The sequence below is a fragment of the Litchfieldella anticariensis FP35 = DSM 16096 genome, from assembly GCF_000409775.1.
GTDB lineage: Bacteria > Pseudomonadota > Gammaproteobacteria > Pseudomonadales > Halomonadaceae > Litchfieldella > Litchfieldella anticariensis.
The window spans coordinates 25,150-43,410 of the sequence record NZ_KE332397.1 but is presented as its reverse complement, the minus strand read 5'-3'; the positions used below and the strand labels follow the sequence as shown (position 1 = coordinate 43,410).

Sequence of the window (18,261 nt, the reverse complement as noted above, 5' to 3'; positions counted from 1 at the left end):
TGCACGGGGTCCGCGACAGATGCGGAGCACAAAAATTTCGACTCTCGGAACGACTCAGTGACCAAGCAACACTCCTTTAGCCGTGACGAGCTGCTGGCATGCAGCCAAGGCGAACTCTTCGGTCCCGGCAATGCCCAACTGCCGGCTCCTAACATGCTGATGCTCGACCGTATCACTCGTATCCACGAGGAGGGCGGCGATCACGGCAAGGGCGAACTGATCGCCGAACTCGATATCAAACCCGACCTCTGGTTCTTCGAGTGCCACTTTCCTGGCGACCCCGTCATGCCTGGTTGCCTGGGCCTGGATGCCATGTGGCAATTGGTAGGCTTCTATCTGGGCTGGCTCGGCCATCCGGGTCGAGGTCGTGCGTTGGGATGCGGTGAGGTCAAGTTTTCCGGCCAGATTCTGCCCAAAGCTCAGAAGGTCACCTACCATATCCATGTGAAGCGCATCATCACCCGGCGCCTGATTCTGGGCATCGCCGACGGCACTGTGGCCGTCGACGGGCGTGAGATTTACCAGGCCAAAGACCTGCGGGTCGGCCTGTTTACCTCCACTGCGAATTTCTGACCAGGAGGCTCCCATGCGACGAGTGGTAGTCACCGGCCTGGGCATCGTATCCTGCCTCGGCAACGACCAACACCAAGTTCTCGAAGCGCTCAAGACCGGGCGCTCCGGCATCCGCTTCAAGGATGAATATGCCGAGCTCGGCTTCCGCAGTCAGGTGGCCGGTGTAGTCGATATAGATCTCGATTCGTTGATCGATCGAAAGTTGCGCCGCTTTATGGGGGACGCCGCTGCCTATGCTTATATCAGCATGGTCCAGGCAGTCGAGGATGCTGGCCTCACACCGGAGCAGGTTTCCCATGAGCGCACCGGCCTGATCGCCGGTTCGGGAGGCGCCTCCAGCGCCAATCAGGTGGAAGCCGCAGATGTAATGCGTGAGAAAGGATTGCGCCGTGTCGGCCCCTATCGCGTGACTCGCACCATGGGCAGCACGGTATCTGCCTGTCTGGCGACGCCTTTCAAGATCAAAGGCGTGAATTATTCGATCTCCTCCGCCTGTGCCACCTCGGCTCACTGCATAGGTAGTGCCGTGGAGCAGATACAACTCGGCAAGCAGGATGTAGTCTTCGCCGGTGGCGGCGAGGAAGAGCACTGGACACTTTCCTGCCTGTTCGATGCCATGGGAGCCCTGTCCACCAGTTACAACGATAGCCCTGACAAAGCGTCGCGCCCTTACGACAAAGCGCGTGATGGTTTCGTGATCGCCGGCGGCGGTGGCATGGTGGTGCTTGAGGAACTCGAGCACGCCAAGGCTCGCGGAGCCAAGATCTATGCCGAAGTCGTCGGCTACGGAGCCACTTCCGATGGCTACGACATGGTCGCTCCTTCAGGCGAAGGCGCCGCGCGCTGCATGCGTCAGGCGCTTGCCACTGTCAATGGTGGTATCGACTACATCAACACTCATGGCACCTCCACTCCGGTAGGCGATGTCGCTGAACTCAAGGCGATCCGTGAGGTATTTGGCAGCCAGACACCGGCGATGAGTTCCACCAAGTCGCTGACCGGTCACTCACTGGGCGCGACCGGGGTGCAGGAAGCCATTTATTCGCTGTTGATGTTGGAGCACGACTTCATCGCCGCCTCGGCCAATGTCGAGATGCTCGACGATCAGGCCGAAGGCTTCGATATCGTCACTCAGCGACGTGACGGTACAGGTATCCAGCGCGTGCTATCCAACAGCTTCGGCTTCGGTGGCACCAATGCCTGCCTGGTACTGGAAAAGCAGCGCCGCTAATGCTATCGGCCGGCCCAGCCATGAAGAACGGCGCCTGCATAGGGCGCCGTTTCATTCATATTACCGATATAGCTAACCCGGCAGCCTCTCAGTTGTCTGCTCAGCTTCGCGTAGCGGTCGAGGCACTTCAGAAATCTCAGCAAGCCGCGCTTCGATCCAGGCTTCGACTTCACCCAACACGTCTTCAGGACTACGCCCGCTAGTGGCGATCGGCTCACCAACCACTACGCTCAACAAACCACCATTCTTGACCCAGTGGCGACCGGGCCAACGCTCACCAGCGTTGTGAGCCACCGGCAAGACCGGAACCCCGGCACGACAGGCTATCACCGCCCCACTCTTGTTGTAGCGTCGACGTTGGCCAGGTGCAACACGAGTGCCCTCGGGAAAAATCAGTACCGACAACCCCTCTTCCAAACGCTCCTTGCCCTGAGTCAGCACCTGTTTCATGGCACGTGCCGGCTTCGAACGATCGAGGGCGATTGGCTTGAGCAAGCGCAGCCCCCAGCCGAACAGAGGAATGTTCAATAATTCTCGCTTGAGTACCGTGCACACGGGTGGCTTGAGTAACTGCAGGAAAATGGTCTCCCACTCGCACTGGTGGTTGGCAAGAATCACGCAGGGGCCGGCCGGCAGATGCTCACGGCCTTGGATCGTATACCGCACCCCGCAAGTAACGCGAAACCAGGCGATGATGAAGTGGTTGTAGAGGTTGAGTAACCGGTAGCGTTCACCGAGCGGCAAGAGGGGGGCCACCGGCAGGAACAGCACACCGCAGATCAACATCGCCAAAAAATATCCTACATAGAACAGTAGGCTACGCACCAGATTCATGCCGGCTCCTCGGTACGGTCGCGACACCAGGCATCCAGCATTCGACCAACCTCCAGTCGCCAGGGTTTCTGATGTACACCGAAAGCCTCCAACACGCGACGGCAATTGAGCACCCGGCGTAACGGGTGGCCATGGTGATGCTTGAGAGCCTTGAGAGTTCCGAGTTCAACTGCCTCACCCGCCCCTTCCAGACGAGTAGCCAGTTGTGTGCGCACCATGGAAGCAAAGGTATAGGCACTAACTGGTTCGGTACCTGCCAGATGATAGGCTCCCCAGGCATCAGCACCGCAATGCAATTGATGCAACATCCCTAATAAAGCCATGGCGGCAGCATCGGCCGACGTAGGACAAAAGATAATATCCTCGGCAGCGCGCACTTCATCACCGGCCATCAAACTATCGAGCAGCTCACTCAACCAGGCTTCGGCGCCCTCCAAGGCAAATAGCGGGCCTAAACGCACGATCAGATGCCGGGGATGCCGCTCACGAATCCTGTCGCCAGTCAGGATCAGACGCCGCAAGCTTTCGTCGCGCGGTGCTGGAATCACATGTTCGTCGATGGGCTCATCAAAGCCATCTTCATAGAGCTGATCCGACACGCACCAGACCAATGGAATACGTGCCTGATAGCAGGCCGTCAGACAAGCCTCTACGGCCTCGGCATGGGCAACCACCGCCGCAGGCTCGGCACTGATCGGCTGGGTCAGCGGTGGAATCACCAAGGCATCCGGTGCGATCTCATCGAGTCGGTTCGGCGCCAGATCCAACCCTGCTTCGATCACCAGCTCAGAATCGCTACGCCGGCTAGCCTCACGGGCCAATGCCAGGCTCAGACAGTGCCCAGCATCCAGAATCAGCAACTTCACGATGGCTCCCTACATGAAATGACGATGTGTAACACCATCAGAAAGGAATCTCGTCATCGAAGTCATCGAAACTGCCTGGGTTCGGTGCACCATAGTTGTTACCCTGCTGGCCGTTCTGGGCGGGGGGTTGCTGAGCGGGACGAGCCGACTGGCCACCTTGCGGTTGGCCATAGTTACCCGACTGCGGCGCATTGCCATAATTGCCCTGCTGGGGATAGTTGCCCTGCGCCGGGAAGTCGCTGCCTTGAGCCCCTCGACTGTCGAGCATTTGCATGTCGCTGGCGACGATCTCAGTACTATAACGGTCTTGTCCATTCTGATCCTGCCACTTACGAGTCTGCAGGCGACCTTCGATATACAGTCGCGATCCCTTCTTGACATACTGCTGAGCGATTTCCGCCAGCTTGTTGAACAGCACCACACGATGCCATTCGGTGCGCTCCTGGCGCTGGCCACTCTGACGGTCGGTCCAAGTGTCGGTGGTCGCCAGGTTGAGGTTGGCGACAGCAGTACCGGAGGGCGTAAAACGCACTTCCGGATCCTGCCCCAGATTGCCGATCAAGATAACTTTGTTTACGCCGCGGGCCATGCCGGTCTCCTTATGCTCTCTACCAAAATAAAGCTTGTATGAGTATGTATGGACGCCCTCAAGCGCCCTTGTGATCGTGCCGTGTCCTGGCAATTCGTGCCAAGGCGTCGCTGTCCAGCCGCTGCCGATCCACCTTCAGATAGACGACGCGATCCTCGGGAACCACCAGCACATCTTCCACGCCCGCCACCTCGGCGAAACGCTCCATCAAGGTGTCCAAAGCATCGCCATGGGTTCCCTCATCGAGCGCCACCACTTCGCTGGCCAAGTGACGCGGTGTCGGCATGCCCCAGATTGCCACCAGCCAGACCAGGGCAACCAGGCTACAGCCGTAGAATACCGCATCATTCCCGAAGTGTTGTGCCAGCGTCCCTCCCAGCACACCTCCCAGGAAGGCGCCAAGAAACTGACTGGTTGAGTAAACCCCCATGGCAGTTCCTTTGGCACCCGCCGGCGCCAACTTGCTGATCATGGATGGCAATGTCGCCTCGAGCAGATTGAATGCTGTAAAGAATCCCAGCAGTAAGGCAGCCAATGCCCACCATGTGCTGACGAACCCCAGTACCATCAGGCATACAGCCATACTTGCGACAGCCACCAGAAAAACAGTCTTCATTCGCCGCTTCTTCTCGGCCACGATGACCAATGGCACCATGCCGACGAAAGCCAATGCCATGATCGCCAGGTAAACACTGCCATGATGCTCCACGGCGATCCCTGCCTCCAACAAACGGAAAGGCACGGCGACAAAGATAGCCATCAGCACCAGATGCAGGGCGAAGATCGAAAAATCCAGGCGTAGCAGATCACTGCGCCCCAGCATGGCCTTCAATTGACGACGATCCAGGACCACATCTCGATGACGTGACACTCGCTTCGGTGCCTTAGGCACCAGTTGCCACAGTACCACCAGCCCCAAGGCTGCAAGACCGGCAGAGAACCAGAACACGCCCGCCAATCCGAATGACGAGGCCAGTAGCGGCCCCAGTACCATAGCTACGGCAAAGGCTACGCCGATCGACAGGCCGATGGTTGCCATCGCGGCAGTGCGCACCTGTTCACGAGTCTGGTCAGCAACCAGTGCCATGATTGCCGCTGCCACTGCGCCACTGCCTTGCAGGCAGCGTCCCGCGATGACGCCACCGATGCTGTCAGCCTGAGCGGCCACTACACTACCGAGCAGAAACAGCAACAACCCAAAAGAGATCACTACCTTGCGACCGATGCGGTCGGACAGCAGGCCGAAAGGAATTTGCAATAGCGCCTGGGTCAGGCCATAGCCCCCCAAGGCTAGCCCCACCAACAGCGGAGTCGCACCGGCGAGCCCTTCGGCATACAGCGCCAATACCGGCAGCACCATGAACAGCCCCAGCATACGCGAAGCGTACAGGCCAGCCAGACCGATGATGGCACGGCGCTCGGTGGGTAATAACAGACGAGAGACCATGCGGATAGGACGTCCAACGAAGAAACTCTATATTCTACCGGCTCGGTGCCACACAGGGAAAGGAGACATTCCACACGAAAGCCAGCTTCGCTTTGCTGTGGCATGGAACGACGCCGTATAATTGGCCTTTTGCCTACGGCACGAGGTGGCAATGGACAGGATCCTGGTCAGGGGTGCCCGCACCCACAACCTCAAGCAAATCGATGTCGAGTTGCCCCGCGACAAACTGATCGTGGTCACTGGTCTGTCCGGCTCGGGCAAGTCCTCGCTGGCCTTCGACACCCTCTATGCCGAGGGACAGCGCCGTTACGTGGAATCGCTATCGACCTATGCCCGCCAGTTCCTGTCGATGATGGAGAAACCCGACGTCGACCATATCGAGGGACTGTCTCCGGCAATTTCCATTGAACAGAAGTCCACATCCCACAATCCACGCTCTACGGTCGGCACCATCACCGAGATCTACGACTATCTACGCCTGCTGTTCGCTCGCGCCGGCACGCCACGCTGTCCCGAGCATGGCGAGGACCTCGAGGCTCAGACTGTCTCGCAGATGGTTGATCAAGTCCTGGCGCTGCCGGAAGGCAGTAAACTGATGCTGCTGGCCCCGGTGGTCAAAGGACGCAAGGGCGAACACTTGCAGTTGCTTAGCGAGTTGCGAGCACAGGGGTTTGTGCGTGCCATGGTCGATGGCCAAGCGCTTGAACTCGATGACATTGCCCCGCTGGACAAGAACAAGAAACACGATATCAGCGTGGTGGTCGATCGCATCAAGGTGCGTGAAGGCCTGCAACAGCGCCTGGCTGAGTCCTTCGAAACAGCGTTGGGATTGGCCGATGGTATCGCCGTGATCCACTTCATGGATGGCGAGCACGAAGACATGACCTTCTCGTCTCGCTTTGCTTGTCCTATATGCGGCTATTCCATCGCCGAACTCGAGCCACGCATGTTCTCGTTCAACAACCCAGCCGGAGCCTGCTCCACCTGCGATGGCTTGGGTGCACAGCAGTTCTTCGACCCCGACAAACTGATCAGCCATCCTGAACTGTCACTGGCCGAAGGTGTGATCAAGGGCTGGGATCGGCGCAGCGTTTACTATTTCAACCAACTCCAGGCAGTTGCGCAACACTACCGCTTCGCGCTGGAAACGCCTTGGCTGGACCTGGCACGCCATGAGCGCGATATCGTTCTGCATGGTAGTGGCGACGACGACATCGCCTTTACTTACGTCAACGATCGTGGCCGCAAGGTCACTCGCGAGCACCCCTTCGAGGGCGTGTTGCCCAACATGCAGCGGCGCTATCGCGAGACCGAGTCCAACATGGTGCGCGAAGATCTGGCCCGCTACCTCGCCGTGCAACCCTGCCCAACCTGTCACGGCTCGCGACTACGCAAGGAATCGCGGCACGTCTACATTGATGAACGCGCACTGCCTGATATCGTGCGCCTGCCGATCGGCGAAGCCTGGGAATACTTCAAGACGCTATCGCTACCCGGACGCAAGGGCGAGATCGCCATCAAGATCATCCGCGAGATCCACGCGCGGCTGGAATTCCTGGTCAACGTCGGTCTCGATTATCTCAATCTCGAGCGCAGTGCTGAAACACTCTCTGGAGGTGAAGCCCAGCGCATCCGCTTGGCCAGCCAGATCGGCGCCGGCCTAGTGGGCGTGATGTATATCCTCGATGAACCCTCCATCGGGTTGCATCAGCGCGACAACGACCGGCTACTCAAGACCCTCGAACACCTACGTGACCTAGGCAACACCGTTATCGTCGTCGAGCATGACGAGGATGCCATCCGTGCCGCCGATCATGTGCTCGATATCGGCCCCGGAGCTGGGGTTCACGGCGGGCGCATCGTCGCCCAAGGCACACCCGCCGACGTCGAGGCACATCCTGAGTCACTCACTGGTCAATATCTGGCCGGCACCCGATGCATCGAGGTGCCGCCCTGGCGGATCCCCGGCAATCCGGAAAAGACCCTGCGTTTGACCGGAGCTCGAGGCAACAACCTGCTCGATGTTACCCTCGAACTGCCGTTGGGTCTGTTCATCTGTGTCACCGGCGTGTCGGGATCCGGAAAATCGACCTTGATCAATTCGACATTGATGCCAATAGCTGCACGCGAGCTCAACAAAGCCACCACCCTGACTCCGGCGCCATATGACAGCATCGAAGGCCTCGATCACCTCGACAAGATCATCGACATCGATCAGAGCCCTATCGGCCGCACACCCCGCTCCAACCCGGCAACCTACACCGGCATCTTCACTCCGATCCGCGAACTGTTTGCCGGCACTCAGGAAGCTCGCTCGCGTGGCTACAAGCCAGGGCGTTTCTCGTTCAACGTCAAGGGCGGACGCTGTGAAGCCTGCCAGGGCGAAGGTGTGATCAAGGTCGAGATGCACTTCCTCCCTGATATCTATGTGCCCTGCGATGTGTGCAAGGGCAAGCGCTACAACCGCGAGACGCTGGATATCCAGTACAAGGGCAAGAACATCCACGAGGTGCTGGAGATGACCGTGGAGGAAGCACTGGAATTCTTCAGCCCGGTGCCGGCCATCGCGCGACGCCTGCAAACCTTAATGGATGTAGGGCTCTCCTACATCCGCTTAGGGCAGAGCGCCACCACTCTTTCCGGCGGGGAAGCCCAACGTGTCAAGTTGGCCCGCGAACTGGCCAAGCGCGATACCGGGAAGACCCTCTATATTCTCGACGAGCCCACGACGGGACTGCACTTTGAGGATATCCGTCAGTTGCTGACGGTACTTCATCGCTTACGCGACCATGGCAATACCATCGTGGTCATCGAGCATAATCTTGACGTGATCAAGACCGCCGACTGGATCATCGATCTTGGCCCCGAGGGCGGCTCCGGTGGTGGACGTATCATCGCCGAGGGCACTCCAGAGCAAGTGGCGAGAATGGACACATCGCACACAGGACGTTTTCTCAAGTCGTTGCTGGAGAAGCAACCAGCGAGTCGAGAGACACGAGCCACGAGCATGGCGGAGACCTGACTAAGAAGGAAGAAGGAAGAAGGAAGAAGGAAGAAGGAAGAAGGAAGGCAGTGTCTCGCTTTTTCTTCCGTCTTCAAGTCGCGAAGCGACGTCTTTCCTCTTCACTCTTCCAGGCGCGCAGCGCCGCTCTTCAAGCTCACAAAAAAACCGGCTCCTTTCGGAGCCGGTTTTGTTTGTCGAGTCGGAAGCACCTGTCCGAGGATCACTCCTCGCCAGCAGCTTCCTCGACGACCGGACGGTCGACCAGTTCGACGTAGGCCATGGGCGCGTTGTCGCCAGTGCGGAAACCGCACTTGAGAATACGGACGTAACCGCCCGGACGCTCGACGTAACGCGGACCCAGCTCATTAAAGAGCTTGCCAACCGCTTCCTTTGAACGGGTACGGCTGAAGGCCAGACGACGGTTGGCGACACTGTCCTGCTTAGCCAGGGTGATCAGCGGCTCGATATGGCGACGCAGTTCCTTGGCCTTGGGCAGGGTTGTCTTGATGACTTCGTGCTCGACCAACGACACGCACATGTTCTTGAACATGGCCTGACGGTGCGAGCTGGTACGATTCAGATGACGACCACTCTTACGATGACGCATGGTTGTGATTCCTTACCAAACTGGGACTCGAGTCGACGCTCACGCAGAGGCCTTGTCGTCCTTCAGGCTCGCCGGCGGCCAGTTTTCCAGCCGCATGCCAAGGGACAGACCACGCGCCGCCAACACGTCCTTGATCTCATTCAGAGACTTCTTGCCGAGGTTCGGCGTCTTCAGCAACTCGACTTCGGTACGCTGAATCAGATCACCGATGTAGTAGATATTCTCGGCCTTCAGACAATTGGCGCTGCGGACGGTCAACTCGAGATCGTCTACGGGGCGCAGCAGGATGGGATCGATATGATCCTCTTCCTCCTCGACTTCCTGCTCCTTGTCGGCTTCCAGGTCGACGAATGCACCCAACTGCTCCTGCAGTATGGTAGCACTGCGACGGATCGCCTCTTCCGGATCCAGGGTGCCGTCGGTTTCCAGGTCGATGACCAGCTTGTCGAGGTCAGTGCGCTGTTCGACACGCGCGGCCTCAACAGCATAGGAAACGCGACGCACAGGGCTGAAGGTCGCATCCAGCTGCAGGCGGCCGATGGCACGAGTTTCTTCATCTGCGCCATCGCGGGTATCCGCCGGCTCATAACCACGGCCGCGGGCCACCTTGAGCTGCATCTTCAGCTCGGCACCTTCGTTGACGTGGGCGATGATGTGCTCGGGGTTAACGATTTCCACATCATGATCGGTGACGATGTCACCCGCAGTCACGACGGCCGGGCCCTGCTGGTTCAGCGTGAGCACCGCCTCGTCGCGGCTATGCATCTTGATGGCCACGTCCTTGAGATTCAGAAGGACTTCGATGACGTCTTCCTGAACCCCTTCGATCGCACTGTACTCGTGGTCGACACCGGCAATCTCAGCTTCCACCACGGCACAACCGGGCATGGAAGAGAGCAGGATGCGACGCAGCGCATTCCCCAGTGTGTGACCGAAACCGCGCTCGAATGGCTCGAGCACGATCTTCGCGTGGTGCGCGCTGATCTCTTCGACCTTGATATCGCGAGGACGGAGAAACTCTGTCACTGAACGCTGCATGATGAACACCTTTAGGCTGCCAAACGGATACTCGGTACTCTGTATCGGACCCACTCGCGGGGTCCGACATCACCTTGAGGGCAATTACTTCGAGTACAGCTCGACGATCAGGTTTTCGTTGATGTCGGCAGACAAGTCGCCGCGTTCAGGCAGAGCCTTGAAAGTGCCTTCCATCTTCTTGGCGTCGACCTCGACCCAAGCCACATCGCCACGCTGTGCGGCAATGCCCAGCGCATTCTGGATACGGGCCTGGTTCCTGGCCTTTTCGCGAACGGACACCACGTCGCCCGGCTTGACCTGATAAGAGGCCACATTGACGGTACGACCATTGACGGCGATCGCCTTGTGGCTCACCAGCTGACGTGCTTCAGCACGTGTGGTGCCAAAGCCCATGCGGTAGACGACATTGTCCAGTCGGGATTCGAGCAGTTGCAACAACACTTCACCGGTCGCACCCTTCAGACGGGCTGCTTCCTTGTAGTAGTTGCGGAACTGCTTCTCAAGCACGCCGTAGATACGACGCACTTTCTGCTTCTCGCGAAGCTGCAAGCCGTAGTCGGAAAGACGCTGACGGCGCTGGCCGTGCACACCCGGGATCTGCTCGGATTTGCACTTCTTCTCGAAGGGAGTGACACCGCTCTTGAGAAAGAGATCGGTACCTTCACGACGAGACAGTTTGCACTTCGGTCCAATATAACGAGCCATGAGTCTGTCTCCTTAAACGCGGCGTTTCTTCGGCGGACGGCAGCCGTTGTGGGGAACGGGCGTCGCGTCGGTGATGCTCTGCACGCGGAAACCGGCGGCATTCAGTGCGCGCACGGCGGACTCACGGCCAGGACCAGGGCCCTTGACCAGCACGTCGACGTTTTTCACACCATACTCGGCTGCAGCAGTCGCTGCACGCTCGCTTGCCACTTGAGCAGCGAACGGGGTGCTCTTGCGAGAACCACGAAAACCCGAACCACCGGCAGTTGCCCAAGAGAGAGCATTGCCCTGGCGGTCTGTGATCGTCACGATCGTATTGTTAAAAGAGGCATGGATGTGGGCGACCGCATCCACCACCTGCTTTTTCACCTTTTTACGGTTACTACGCGGGTTAGCCATGTTGATGTTTCTTCCTGTCTTAACGCCAGAACATGCGTGTTATTTGCGAATCGGCTTACGCGGCCCCTTACGGGTACGCGCGTTGGTCTTGGTGCGCTGACCGCGCAACGGAAGACCACGACGATGACGCAGACCACGATAGCAACCCAGGTCCATGAGACGCTTGATATTCAGCGTCACATCACGACGAAGGTCACCTTCCACGGTATACTTGCCGACTTCAGCACGCAGGGTGTCCAGCTCTTCAGAGGACAGATCCTGAATCTTGGTGGTCGGCGCAATGCCGGAAGCGGCACAGATGCTCTGTGCACGAGTACGGCCAATCCCGAAGATATAGGTCAGCGAGATCGCCGCATGCTTGTTGTCCGGGATATTGACGCCTGCAATACGGGCCATCAGCTTACTCCGAAATTTGAGCGGCTTGCTCGTTGGATCAACTACAAAAGGCGCAACAGCATACCCCTTTACCCAGCCAAGGGCAAGGGGTATGCCGGCACCGGTTCATGACAACTGCCAGAAATTCAGCCCTGGCGCTGCTTGTGCCGCGGCTCGGTGCAGATGACACGCACGGCGCCATTGCGACGAATGATCTTACAATTGCGGCACATTTTCTTTACGGAAGCTCGAACTTTCATCGTTCTCTCCAAATCGCGGACGGCGCGCCTCAGCGCATGATGCCGCCGCTACCGTAGCCTTTCAGGTTGGCCTTCTTCATCACTGACTCGTATTGGTGCGACATGAGATGTGACTGCACCTGAGCCATGAAGTCCATGATCACCACTACCACGATCAGCAGGGAAGTACCGCCAAAGAAAAACGGCACATTCCAGGCCACGATCAGGAACTGAGGCATCAGGGAAACCGCAGTGATGTACAGGGCACCGAACAGGGTCAGACGGGTCATCACCTTGTCGATGTAGCGAGCGGTCTGCTCGCCCGGACGAATACCCGGCAAGAAGGCCCCTGACTTCTTGAGGTTGTCAGCGACATCCTTGGGGTTGAAGACCAGCGCTGTGTAAAAGAAGCAGAAGAATATCACCGCCGCGCCGAAAAGCAAGATGTACAGTGGCTGCCCTGGCCCCAGAGCCAGGGAAGCCGTCTGCAGCCATTCCATGCCCTCGCCGGCACCGACCCATTGGCCGAGGGAAGCGGGGAACAACAGAATGCTGGACGCGAAGATCGCCGGGATGACACCCGCCATGTTGACCTTCAACGGCAAATAGCTGCTTTGACCGGCGTACATCTTGTTGCCCACCTGACGGCGTGGATAGTTCACCGTGATGCGGCGCTGGCCGCGTTCGATGAATACCACGAACGCCACAGTGGCGATCCCCAGCACGGAGAGTGCCAACAGCGGCAACACGTTCCAGGCTCCATCGTTGCGAGCCAGTTCGAACGACTGACCCACAGCGCCCGGCAGCCCCGCCACGATCCCCGAAAAGATCAGCAACGAAATACCATTACCGATGCCCTTCTCGGTGATCTGCTCCCCCAGCCACATCAGGAACACCGCACCCGACACGAAGGTGATCACGGCGGTGAAATAGAAGCTGAAGTCAGCAGTATAGGCGATACCCTGACCCGCCAGACCGACGGACATACCAACCGCCTGGACAAAGGCCAAGACCACCGTGCCATAACGAGTGTACTGGCTGATCTTGCGACGACCGGACTCACCCTCCTTCTTCAACTGCTCGAGCTGAGGTGAGACCGCGGTGAGAAGCTGCATGATGATCGACGCCGAGATGTACGGCATGATGCCCAAGGCGAAGATACTCATGCGCTCCAGCGCACCACCCGAGAACATGTTGAACAGTCCCAGGATGGTGCCCTGCTGCTCCCTGAACAAGGCAGCAAGCTGGTCAGGATTGATACCGGGAACGGGGATGTGGGCACCGATGCGGTACACCACGATGGCAAGGAACACGAAACGCAGACGCGCCCAGAGTTCGCCCAGTCCGCTACCCATCGCCGGCATGTTACCTGACTTAGCCATTTAGTCCTCTACCTTGCCGCCAGCGGCTTCGATCGCGGCACGGGCACCTTTAGTGACCTTGAGACCACGAACAGTGACCGCCTTGTTCAGTTCGCCAGAGAGGATCACCTTCGCATGCTGCGTGGCGTCCTTTAGCACGTTGGCCTTCTTGAGGCTGTCCAGGGTAACATCACCCTCGACTTTGGCCAGCTCGGCCAGGCGCACCTCTTCGGAGACCAGCGACTTCATGGAAGTGAAGCCGAACTTGGGCAGACGGCGCTGCAACGGCATCTGGCCGCCCTCGAAACCGGGCTTGACCGTACCGCCACTACGCGACTTCTGACCCTTGTGGCCACGGCCACCGGTCTTACCTAGACCGGAACCGATACCACGACCGACGCGCTTCTCGGCGTGCTTGGAGCCCGGTGCCGGACTCAAAGTATTGAGTTTCATGGATTACTCTCCCTCAACACGCACAAGGTAATTGACCTTGTGAATCATGCCGCGCACGGCAGGGGTGTCTTCCAGTTCGACCGTATGACCGATGCGGCGCAGACCCAAGCCCTTCATAGTGGCCTTGTGCTTGGCCAGGACGCCGATGGTGCTGCGGGTCTGGGTAACCTTGATCGTTGCTGCCATGGTGTCTTACCCCGTGATCGCTTCGACTGACAACCCGCGCTTGGCGGCGATGTCTTCCGGCGCCTGCATGGCGGCGAGCCCCTTGACGGTCGCACGCACCACGTTCACCGGGTTGGTAGAGCCGTAGCACTTGGCCAGCACGTCGTGTACACCAGCCAACTCGAGCACGGAGCGCATGGCGCCGCCAGCGATGATCCCGGTACCTTCGGAAGCCGGTTGCATGTACACCTTGGAGGCACCGTGACGGGCCTTGACCGGGTACTGCAGTGTGCTACCACTGAGGCTCACCTTGATCATGTTGCGACGCGCCTGATCCATAGCCTTCTGAATCGCGACCGGCACTTCACGCGCCTTGCCGCGGCCGAAGCCAACGCGACCATTGCCATCGCCAACGACGGTCAGCGCGGTGAAACCGAAAATACGGCCGCCCTTGACCACTTTGGCGACGCGGTTGACCTGCACGAGCTTTTCCTGCAGATCGCCGCCGTTCTGTTCATTCTTCGCCATCGTAAAACCCTTTAGAATTTCAGACCGCCTTCACGTGCGGCATCGGCCAGGGCCTTGACGCGGCCATGGTACTTGAAACCGGCACGATCGAAGGCCACCTGAGTGATGCCCGCTTCCTTAGCGCGCTCGGCAATCAGTGCCCCCACCTTGGCAGCGGCGTCTGCATTGCCGGTTGCACCCTCACGCAGTGCCTTGTCCAGCGTGGATGCACTGGCCAGGACCTTGCCACCATCTGGCGAGATGATCTGCGCATAGATGTGGCGCGGGGTACGGTTGACGCACAGGCGATACACGCCCAGCTCGCGAATCTTGGCGCGAGCGCGGCGGGCACGACGGAGACGAGATTCTTTCTTCGCGTTCATAACCCTGCCTTACTTCTTCTTGGCTTCTTTGCGGCGGACCTGTTCGTCGCCATACCGAATTCCCTTGCCCTTATAGGGTTCAGGCGGACGGAAGGCGCGAATTTCCGCGGCTACCTGGCCGAGCTGCTGCTTATCCGCGCTCTTCAGCACGATGGTGGTGTTCTTCGGCGTTTCCGCCGTGACACCCTCGGGCAGTGTGTACTCGACCGGGTGAGAGAAGCCCAGTGTCAGGTTGAGCGTCTTGCCACTTGCCTGGGCACGATAGCCGACGCCATTGATCTCGAGGGTCTTGGTGAAGCCCTCGCTTACACCGGTGACCAGATTCTGGACCAGTGCACGGGTAGTTCCGACCATTGCCCAGCTCTTGGCGGTCTCGCTCGGAGTAAAGGTCAACTGACCCTCTTCCTGGCCGATCACCACATCAGAGTGAACGGTCATGGCGAGCGAGCCCTGGCCGCCCTTGACGGTCAGTTGGTCGCCGTCGAGCTTGACCTCGACGCCGCTAGGCAATTTAACCGGATATTTGGCTACGCGGGACATTCCAAACTCCTAGAATACGGTGCAGATGACTTCACCACCGACACCGGCATGACGGGCCGCACGATCGGTCATCACGCCCTGGGAGGTGGAAACGATCGCGATCCCCAGGCCATCGGCGACCTTCGGCAGCGCGTCCTTGCCCTTGTACTGGCGCAGGGATGGCTTGGAAACTCGCTGGATGTGCTCGATGACCGGCTTACCCTCGAAGTACTTGAGGCTGACGGTCAGCTCGGGCTTGGCACCTTCGGTGACGGCGAAGTCATTGATGTAACCCTCTTCCTTCAACACGCGGGCCAGCTCGACTTTGAGCTTGGAGGACGGCATGGTGACCGTCTCCTTGGTAGCCATCTGCGCATTGCGGATGCGGGTGAACATATCCGCCAGCGTATCTTGCATGCTCATTACGTTACGCTCCTGATAATTCTACGTGGCCGTTACCAGCTGGACTTCTTGAGACCAGGAACGTCACCACGCATGGCGGCTTCACGCAGCTTGTTACGGGCCAGCCCGAACTTGTTGTAGAAGCCGTGCGGACGACCAGTGATGCGGCAGCGATTGCGCTGACGCACTGGGCTAGAGTCGCGCGGCAGCTGTTGCAACTTGAGCTGCGCGTTGAAGCGCTCATCGTCGGAAGCGTTCACGTCGTTGATTATGGCCTTGAGTGCTACACGCTTGGCAGCATACTTCTCGACCAGCTTGGTGCGCTTCAGTTCGCGCTCAACCATGCTCTTCTTTGCCATGATCCCACCCTTATTTCTTGAACGGGAAGTTCAACGCGCTCAGCAGCGCACGACCTTCTTCGTCGGTATTGGCAGTGGTGGTGATAGTGACATCCAGACCACGAATCCGGTCGATCTTATCATATTCGATCTCCGGGAAGATGATCTGCTCACGCACCCCCATGGAATAGTTGCCACGACCGTCGAAGGACTTCGGGTTGAGACCACGGAAGTCACGCACGCGGGGGATCGCGATGTTCACCAGGCGGTCCAGGAACTCCCACATGCGCGCACTGCGCAGTGTGACCTTGATCCCGATGGGCCAGCCTTCACGCACCTTGAAGCCCGCGATGGACTTACGTGCCTTGGTCACCAACGGCTTCTGACCGGAGAGCTTCTCCAGATCGCCGATGGCATTCTCGATCAGCTTCTTGTCGCTGGTCGCGTCACCGATACCCATGTTCAGAGTCACCTTGGTGATCCGGGGTACCTGCATCACGTTGGCGTAGCTGAACTGCTCTTTGAGTTGAGCCACCACCTCGTTTTGATAACGTTCTTTCAAGTTCGCCATTTTGCTACCCGACTCGCGTTAGGCGTCGATCTGCGTCTGCGTCGACTTGTAGATACGTACCTTGGTACCGTCTTCCTTCACCTGGAAGCCGACGCGATCCGCCTTACCGGTCTCCTGATTGAAGATGGCTACGTTGGACGCGTGAATCGGAGCCTCGCGCTCGACGATACCGCCCTGATTGCCCGCCATGGGGTTGGGCTTGGTGTGACGCTTGATCATGTTCACACCGGACACGACGAAGCGGTCGTCCTTGAGGACGCGCTTGATCGTGCCACGCTTGCCCTTGTCCTTGCCGGCGATGACGATCACTTCATCGTCACGTTTGATCTTTTGCATATCCGCCTCGCTCCTTACAGCACTTCGGGCGCCAAGGAAATGATCTTCATGAACTTCTCGGTCCGAAGTTCACGGGTCACCGGTCCGAAGATACGGGTGCCGATCGGCTGCTCGTTGGTGTTGTTCAACAGAACCGCCGCATTTCCGTCGAAGCGGATCAGCGAGCCGTCACCACGACGGACGCCACTACGAGTGCGAACCACCACCGCCTTGAGGACTTGGCCTTTCTTGACCTTACCTCGCGGAATGGCTTCCTTCACCGTGACCTTGATGATATCGCCCACGCGGGCATAGCGACGGTGAGAACCGCCCAGCACCTTGATGCATTGCACCCGGCGCGCACCGCTGTTGTCGGCGACATCCAGCATTGTCTGTGTCTGAATCATCGGTTTTCTCCAAACCTAATCTGACCACACTGGTTCTGCAGGGGATCGAGCTCAGCCTTTGGCCTGCTCGACCACCTCGACCAGTGTCCAGGCTTTCTTCTTGGACAGGGGACGCGATTCCGCGATGGAAACGGTGTCGCCGGCCTTCGCCTGATTCTGCGCGTCATGGGCATGCAGTTTGGTAGAGCGCTTCACGTACTTGCCGTAAATCGGATGACGCTCACGGCGCTCGATCATCACGACGATGGACTTGTCCATCTTGTCGCTCACCACCTTGCCGGTGAGCATACGGGCTTTCTTCTCTTCAGCCATCTCAATCACCTGCTTTCTCGTTGAGCACAGTCTTCACACGGGCGATATCCCGACGGACCTGCTTGAGCAGATGAGTCTGGCTCAGTTGGCCGGTGGCCTTCTGCATGCGCAGGTTGAACTGCTCGCGGAGGAGTTCGAAGAGCTGCTCACGCAGTTCCCCTTCCGACTTATCACGAATTTCCTGGGCTTTCATCACATCACCGTCCGTTTCACAAAGGTGGTGGAGACCGGAAACTTCTGAGCGGCCAGGCTGAATGCCTCACGCGCCAGCTCTTCAGAAACGCCTTCGATCTCGTAAAGGACACGGCCTGGCTGGATCTGCGCGACCCAGTACTCCACAGAGCCCTTCCCTTTACCCATACGGACTTCCAGGGGCTTCTTGGAGATCGGCTTGTCCGGAAACACCCGGATCCAGATCTTGCCGCCACGCTTGACGTGACGGGTGATGGCACGGCGACCAGCTTCGATCTGGCGGGCGGTGACGCGACCGCGCCCAGTGGCTTTCAGGCCGTATTCGCCGAAGCTCACCTTGCTTCCGCGATGTGCCAGGCCACGGTTGCGGCCCTTCATCATCTTGCGGAATTTCATACGCTTGGGTTGTAACATCGATTCGCTCTCCCC

27 protein-coding genes are annotated in these 18,261 nt (G+C 58.7%); 3 read left to right on the top strand and 24 right to left on the bottom strand.

Translation table 11 applies throughout. From position 1 onward, the window contains the following. The first annotated feature begins 57 nt into the window (after positions 1-57). Positions 58-573: a 3-hydroxyacyl-[acyl-carrier-protein] dehydratase FabA gene (fabA, locus tag L861_RS23230; protein WP_016419111.1), complete on the top strand. Its 516-nt coding sequence runs from the start codon at positions 58-60 to the stop codon at positions 571-573. 13 nt (positions 574-586) lie between these two features. Next, positions 587-1,804 carry a beta-ketoacyl-ACP synthase I gene (gene fabB, locus L861_RS23225; RefSeq protein WP_016419110.1) on the top strand — a complete coding sequence of 406 codons (1,218 nt, stop codon included), beginning with the start codon at positions 587-589 and terminating at the stop codon, positions 1,802-1,804. A gap of 72 nt (positions 1,805-1,876) precedes the next feature. Here fabB and L861_RS23220 read toward each other — a convergent pair whose 3' ends face one another. Genes L861_RS23220 through L861_RS23205 form a run of 4 tightly spaced genes read right to left on the bottom strand, consistent with a single transcriptional unit; the run spans position 1,877 to position 5,546 of the window. Beyond that, positions 1,877-2,638: a lysophospholipid acyltransferase family protein gene (locus L861_RS23220; protein ID WP_016419109.1), complete on the bottom strand. Its 762-nt coding sequence runs from the start codon at positions 2,636-2,638 to the stop codon at positions 1,877-1,879. After that, positions 2,635-3,504 carry a sugar nucleotide-binding protein gene (locus tag L861_RS23215; RefSeq protein WP_016419108.1) on the bottom strand — a complete coding sequence of 290 codons (870 nt, stop codon included), beginning with the start codon at positions 3,502-3,504 and terminating at the stop codon, positions 2,635-2,637. The genes L861_RS23220 and L861_RS23215 overlap by 4 nt, the downstream gene beginning before the upstream one ends. A gap of 37 nt (positions 3,505-3,541) precedes the next feature. Continuing rightward, positions 3,542-4,093, bottom strand: coding sequence for a single-stranded DNA-binding protein (ssb, locus tag L861_RS23210; protein ID WP_016419107.1), 552 nt, complete (start codon positions 4,091-4,093; stop codon positions 3,542-3,544). Positions 4,094-4,151: 58 nt separating this feature from the next. Continuing rightward, positions 4,152-5,546, bottom strand: a complete 1,395-nt coding sequence (locus tag L861_RS23205; protein WP_027947894.1) for an MFS transporter — start codon at positions 5,544-5,546, stop codon at positions 4,152-4,154. Between the two features lie 145 nt (positions 5,547-5,691). Between L861_RS23205 and uvrA the strand changes: the two genes are divergently transcribed. Further along, a complete protein-coding gene (gene uvrA / locus L861_RS23200) occupies positions 5,692-8,562 on the top strand; it encodes an excinuclease ABC subunit UvrA (RefSeq protein ID WP_016419105.1) in 2,871 nt (956 codons plus the stop codon). Between the two features lie 202 nt (positions 8,563-8,764). On the opposite strand, the gene rplQ is transcribed toward uvrA, so the two are convergent. From rplQ to rplP, 20 genes are all read right to left on the bottom strand, one after another. Next, a complete protein-coding gene (rplQ, locus tag L861_RS23195) occupies positions 8,765-9,151 on the bottom strand; it encodes a 50S ribosomal protein L17 (protein WP_016419104.1) in 387 nt (128 codons plus the stop codon). Positions 9,152-9,190: 39 nt separating this feature from the next. After that, the gene (locus L861_RS23190; RefSeq protein WP_016419103.1) at positions 9,191-10,189 is read right to left on the bottom strand and encodes a DNA-directed RNA polymerase subunit alpha; all 999 of its coding nucleotides are present in this window, start codon (positions 10,187-10,189) and stop codon (positions 9,191-9,193) included. Between the two features lie 84 nt (positions 10,190-10,273). Beyond that, a complete protein-coding gene (gene rpsD / locus L861_RS23185; protein WP_016419102.1) occupies positions 10,274-10,894 on the bottom strand; it encodes a 30S ribosomal protein S4 in 621 nt (206 codons plus the stop codon). Between the two features lie 12 nt (positions 10,895-10,906). Continuing rightward, positions 10,907-11,293 (bottom strand): 30S ribosomal protein S11, encoded by a 387-nt coding sequence (rpsK, locus tag L861_RS23180; protein WP_011505752.1) that lies wholly within the window; start codon positions 11,291-11,293, stop codon positions 10,907-10,909. A gap of 39 nt (positions 11,294-11,332) precedes the next feature. Continuing rightward, positions 11,333-11,689: a 30S ribosomal protein S13 gene (gene rpsM, locus L861_RS23175; RefSeq protein WP_016419101.1), complete on the bottom strand. Its 357-nt coding sequence runs from the start codon at positions 11,687-11,689 to the stop codon at positions 11,333-11,335. 125 nt (positions 11,690-11,814) lie between these two features. Then, positions 11,815-11,928 carry a 50S ribosomal protein L36 gene (rpmJ, locus tag L861_RS24390; protein ID WP_031384759.1) on the bottom strand — a complete coding sequence of 38 codons (114 nt, stop codon included), beginning with the start codon at positions 11,926-11,928 and terminating at the stop codon, positions 11,815-11,817. 29 nt (positions 11,929-11,957) lie between these two features. Then, positions 11,958-13,289, bottom strand: a complete 1,332-nt coding sequence (secY, locus tag L861_RS23170) for a preprotein translocase subunit SecY (RefSeq protein ID WP_016419100.1) — start codon at positions 13,287-13,289, stop codon at positions 11,958-11,960. Further along, positions 13,290-13,721, bottom strand: a complete 432-nt coding sequence (rplO, locus tag L861_RS23165) for a 50S ribosomal protein L15 (RefSeq protein ID WP_016419099.1) — start codon at positions 13,719-13,721, stop codon at positions 13,290-13,292. It abuts the gene before it with no gap. A 3-nt stretch (positions 13,722-13,724) separates the two neighbouring features. Next, positions 13,725-13,907 (bottom strand): 50S ribosomal protein L30, encoded by a 183-nt coding sequence (rpmD, locus tag L861_RS23160; protein WP_016419098.1) that lies wholly within the window; start codon positions 13,905-13,907, stop codon positions 13,725-13,727. Positions 13,908-13,913: 6 nt separating this feature from the next. After that, entirely contained in the window at positions 13,914-14,414 is a 501-nt protein-coding gene (gene rpsE, locus L861_RS23155; RefSeq protein ID WP_016419097.1) for a 30S ribosomal protein S5, read from the bottom strand. A gap of 11 nt (positions 14,415-14,425) precedes the next feature. Next, complete coding sequence (rplR, locus tag L861_RS23150) at positions 14,426-14,776, bottom strand: 50S ribosomal protein L18 (protein WP_016419096.1); 351 nt, start codon at positions 14,774-14,776, stop codon at positions 14,426-14,428. Between the two features lie 9 nt (positions 14,777-14,785). Beyond that, the gene (gene rplF, locus L861_RS23145; protein WP_016419095.1) at positions 14,786-15,316 is read right to left on the bottom strand and encodes a 50S ribosomal protein L6; all 531 of its coding nucleotides are present in this window, start codon (positions 15,314-15,316) and stop codon (positions 14,786-14,788) included. A gap of 9 nt (positions 15,317-15,325) precedes the next feature. Further along, positions 15,326-15,718 carry a 30S ribosomal protein S8 gene (rpsH, locus tag L861_RS23140; protein ID WP_016419094.1) on the bottom strand — a complete coding sequence of 131 codons (393 nt, stop codon included), beginning with the start codon at positions 15,716-15,718 and terminating at the stop codon, positions 15,326-15,328. A 32-nt stretch (positions 15,719-15,750) separates the two neighbouring features. Continuing rightward, positions 15,751-16,056 carry a 30S ribosomal protein S14 gene (gene rpsN / locus L861_RS23135; RefSeq protein WP_016419093.1) on the bottom strand — a complete coding sequence of 102 codons (306 nt, stop codon included), beginning with the start codon at positions 16,054-16,056 and terminating at the stop codon, positions 15,751-15,753. A gap of 10 nt (positions 16,057-16,066) precedes the next feature. Next, a complete protein-coding gene (gene rplE, locus L861_RS23130; protein WP_016419092.1) occupies positions 16,067-16,606 on the bottom strand; it encodes a 50S ribosomal protein L5 in 540 nt (179 codons plus the stop codon). 18 nt (positions 16,607-16,624) lie between these two features. Then, a complete protein-coding gene (gene rplX, locus L861_RS23125; protein WP_016419091.1) occupies positions 16,625-16,942 on the bottom strand; it encodes a 50S ribosomal protein L24 in 318 nt (105 codons plus the stop codon). A 14-nt stretch (positions 16,943-16,956) separates the two neighbouring features. Continuing rightward, the gene (gene rplN, locus L861_RS23120) at positions 16,957-17,328 is read right to left on the bottom strand and encodes a 50S ribosomal protein L14 (RefSeq protein ID WP_016419090.1); all 372 of its coding nucleotides are present in this window, start codon (positions 17,326-17,328) and stop codon (positions 16,957-16,959) included. 51 nt (positions 17,329-17,379) lie between these two features. Next, positions 17,380-17,640 carry a 30S ribosomal protein S17 gene (gene rpsQ, locus L861_RS23115; RefSeq protein WP_027947895.1) on the bottom strand — a complete coding sequence of 87 codons (261 nt, stop codon included), beginning with the start codon at positions 17,638-17,640 and terminating at the stop codon, positions 17,380-17,382. A 1-nt stretch (position 17,641) separates the two neighbouring features. After that, a complete protein-coding gene (gene rpmC, locus L861_RS23110) occupies positions 17,642-17,833 on the bottom strand; it encodes a 50S ribosomal protein L29 (RefSeq protein ID WP_016419088.1) in 192 nt (63 codons plus the stop codon). Then, positions 17,833-18,246, bottom strand: a complete 414-nt coding sequence (gene rplP, locus L861_RS23105; RefSeq protein WP_016419087.1) for a 50S ribosomal protein L16 — start codon at positions 18,244-18,246, stop codon at positions 17,833-17,835. The genes rpmC and rplP overlap by 1 nt, the downstream gene beginning before the upstream one ends. Positions 18,247-18,261: the final 15 nt, after the last annotated feature.

Bases quoted from the DNA above. Each gene is read 5' to 3' on its own strand.
- rpsK (WP_011505752.1), bottom strand. From the start codon at position 11,293: ATGGCTAACCCGCGTAGTAACCGTAAAAAGGTGAAAAAGCAGGTGGTG.
- rplN (WP_016419090.1), bottom strand. From the start codon at position 17,328: ATGATTCAGACACAGACAATGCTGGATGTCGCCGACAACAGCGGTGCG.
- rplX (WP_016419091.1), bottom strand. From the start codon at position 16,942: ATGCAAAAGATCAAACGTGACGATGAAGTGATCGTCATCGCCGGCAAG.
- L861_RS23220 (WP_016419109.1), bottom strand. From the start codon at position 2,638: ATGAATCTGGTGCGTAGCCTACTGTTCTATGTAGGATATTTTTTGGCG.
- rpmC (WP_016419088.1), bottom strand. From the start codon at position 17,833: ATGAAAGCCCAGGAAATTCGTGATAAGTCGGAAGGGGAACTGCGTGAG.
- rpsQ (WP_027947895.1), bottom strand. From the start codon at position 17,640: ATGGCTGAAGAGAAGAAAGCCCGTATGCTCACCGGCAAGGTGGTGAGC.
- rpsM (WP_016419101.1), bottom strand. From the start codon at position 11,689: ATGGCCCGTATTGCAGGCGTCAATATCCCGGACAACAAGCATGCGGCG.
- rpsH (WP_016419094.1), bottom strand. From the start codon at position 15,718: ATGAGCATGCAAGATACGCTGGCGGATATGTTCACCCGCATCCGCAAT.
- rpsD (WP_016419102.1), bottom strand. From the start codon at position 10,894: ATGGCTCGTTATATTGGACCGAAGTGCAAACTGTCTCGTCGTGAAGGT.
- L861_RS23190 (WP_016419103.1), bottom strand. From the start codon at position 10,189: ATGCAGCGTTCAGTGACAGAGTTTCTCCGTCCTCGCGATATCAAGGTC.
- rplP (WP_016419087.1), bottom strand. From the start codon at position 18,246: ATGTTACAACCCAAGCGTATGAAATTCCGCAAGATGATGAAGGGCCGC.
- ssb (WP_016419107.1), bottom strand. From the start codon at position 4,093: ATGGCCCGCGGCGTAAACAAAGTTATCTTGATCGGCAATCTGGGGCAG.
- rpmJ (WP_031384759.1), bottom strand. From the start codon at position 11,928: ATGAAAGTTCGAGCTTCCGTAAAGAAAATGTGCCGCAATTGTAAGATC.
- rplO (WP_016419099.1), bottom strand. From the start codon at position 13,721: ATGAAACTCAATACTTTGAGTCCGGCACCGGGCTCCAAGCACGCCGAG.
- rplQ (WP_016419104.1), bottom strand. From the start codon at position 9,151: ATGCGTCATCGTAAGAGTGGTCGTCATCTGAATCGTACCAGCTCGCAC.
- rpsE (WP_016419097.1), bottom strand. From the start codon at position 14,414: ATGGCGAAGAATGAACAGAACGGCGGCGATCTGCAGGAAAAGCTCGTG.
- fabB (WP_016419110.1), top strand. From the start codon at position 587: ATGCGACGAGTGGTAGTCACCGGCCTGGGCATCGTATCCTGCCTCGGC.
- rplE (WP_016419092.1), bottom strand. From the start codon at position 16,606: ATGGCGAACTTGAAAGAACGTTATCAAAACGAGGTGGTGGCTCAACTC.
- secY (WP_016419100.1), bottom strand. From the start codon at position 13,289: ATGGCTAAGTCAGGTAACATGCCGGCGATGGGTAGCGGACTGGGCGAA.
- rpmD (WP_016419098.1), bottom strand. From the start codon at position 13,907: ATGGCAGCAACGATCAAGGTTACCCAGACCCGCAGCACCATCGGCGTC.
- rplF (WP_016419095.1), bottom strand. From the start codon at position 15,316: ATGTCCCGCGTAGCCAAATATCCGGTTAAATTGCCTAGCGGCGTCGAG.
- rplR (WP_016419096.1), bottom strand. From the start codon at position 14,776: ATGAACGCGAAGAAAGAATCTCGTCTCCGTCGTGCCCGCCGCGCTCGC.
- rpsN (WP_016419093.1), bottom strand. From the start codon at position 16,056: ATGGCAAAGAAGAGCATGGTTGAGCGCGAACTGAAGCGCACCAAGCTG.
- uvrA (WP_016419105.1), top strand. From the start codon at position 5,692: ATGGACAGGATCCTGGTCAGGGGTGCCCGCACCCACAACCTCAAGCAA.